We start from the raw sequence: 1,829 nt of genomic DNA on the forward strand, positions 1-1,829 counted from the left end.
AACGAGTCACCCTCGACCCCTGGCGAATCGGCGCCATCACCGCCGCCGCCCTCGTTCTCCTGCACCTTCAACGACCAACCCGGTGAGAAAACCTCGCAGTCCTGGTCTATTGGAAGGGGACCGCGCCGGCCGGTCTGCGGTGGCTGGCCGCCCGCCTTCCAGTCCGGGCGACTTTCGAGCAGGCCACGTATTCGCGTGCCGAACTCACCGCAGCGGTGATGGCCGTGATGGACAACAATCCCGACGTGTCCGCCGCCGGGAGCGAACCCGACTACTCCGGTATCAGCGTCGTACTGAGCTCCAAAGCCCCGGCGAACGCCTTCGCCCAACTCAAGGTGACCAGCAGTGTTCCCACCGCCCTTCGCTGGGTCGGCGACCCCACACCACTTCGCAACACTGAAGGCGAGGCGGGCAACAGCAGTCGCTTGGCGGGTCTTCGAGGATGCAACGGCGCGGTCGGGGCATTCCTCGACGTAGAAATCCAGGATGTCGATCGGGCGCGCACAGCACGGTGTCCGTGCTTGCGTACCTGCACGCGGGCATCTGTGCCTGCAGCCATGCATGGTGGGTCCGCGAGCGGGTCGGCCCTAGGGCGGCTCGAACGGGGACGACGAGTTGCTCCGGCCTACGTCGTGTGGGGTGGTGCAGCTCAGTCGGAGTACGTCGTATGGGCGCAGGCGCAGGCGCAGGCGCAGGCTTCGGGCGAGGTGCAGGGCCCAGGTGGGCGCAGCCAGCCAGCGTGAAATCCCTGCAGGCGTGAAGGCGCAGCCGGGGTGAAGGCTCAGGCGCAGGCCAAGGCCGGTGGGTACCACGCTGTACACGGCGTGCGAGGTGCGCGCGGGCAGGGGCAACGTGGCGACTGCGGGCGCCGCGGTTGGTGAGGGCAGTGGCCCGTGTGTGAGTGCAGGCGTACGGCGGGTGGCTTGGGGATTAGTCCGGGAGTTGTTGGTCCTGTTGGTGGGCGCCGTAGTACTCCGACTGGCGGGACATGATGTCGCGCATGCTGGTGCCGCGTTGTACGCCGTACACGGTGCCGGGGAAGTCCAGGGTCTGCTGGACTTCCCAGAGTTCTTCGTGGCGGTCTGGGGAGAAGAGCTGGGCTGGGTCGCCGACCGCGATCCAGCCGATCGGCAGGACCGTGCCGGGGGTTAGGTGGGAGTTGACCTGGAGCACGCTGTTGATGCGCAGTTCGGCGCCGGTGCCGGCGCGCGAGCCTGGGAACAACGCGGCGCCCGTGGCGATGAAGACTTCATCTTCGACCGTGGCGCCGTTCACGTGGGCGTGCGGACCGACCAGGACCGCAGTACCGATCAACGCAGGGTTGGCTGCCCGGCCGCGTACCAGGGCGTTCTCCATCACCACGCTGTTCTCTCCAAGGTGGACCTCACCGTCTTCCGCAGTCAGTACTGCGCCGTGCAGCACCCGGCTGCCTTCGCCCAGTACGACGGCTCCACACAGCACGGCTGAGGGCGCCACATACGCAGACTCCGGGACGACCGGTCTCCGGCCACGGTGTTCCAGCAACATCGGCGAATCCTTTCGTCGGGCATCACCTCAGCCTTCCTATCGCAGTTTGTCTCTGGCAAGGTCGGTTCTCCACAGCCCGGGCCCTCACTGCCCGGGCGGCCATCGCCGTACCGGCTGTCCACGTCGAAGGTGGGAGGTTCAGCCGCTCGAGCGAAGGTTTGGGGTGGGAGTGAAGAACCGCGAGCTACGAGAAGGACATTAGAACACCTGTCCTATGTCGCTTAGCGTGGATATGATTCTGGGTATGGAAATCCCGGAGTGTCCGCTGGGTCATCGTGGTTCGGTGGTGCGTGCGGGGTGGT

At 66.4% G+C, this 1,829-nt stretch carries 2 protein-coding genes; one reads left to right on the plus strand and one right to left on the minus strand.

Translation table 11 applies throughout. The features are described from left to right. The first annotated feature begins 218 nt into the window (after positions 1–218). Complete coding sequence (locus A3ES_RS54895; protein WP_157631100.1) at positions 219–743, plus strand: hypothetical protein; 525 nt, start codon at positions 219–221, stop codon at positions 741–743. A gap of 187 nt (positions 744–930) precedes the next feature. Here the strand turns inward: A3ES_RS54895 and A3ES_RS0145465 are convergent, their stop codons facing one another. Then, positions 931–1,527: a gamma carbonic anhydrase family protein gene (locus A3ES_RS0145465; protein ID WP_020393473.1), complete on the minus strand. Its 597-nt coding sequence runs from the start codon at positions 1,525–1,527 to the stop codon at positions 931–933. Positions 1,528–1,829: the final 302 nt, after the last annotated feature.

Origin of the sequence: Kribbella catacumbae DSM 19601, from assembly GCF_000372465.1 — a bacterium.
Lineage (GTDB): Bacteria > Actinomycetota > Actinomycetes > Propionibacteriales > Kribbellaceae > Kribbella > Kribbella catacumbae.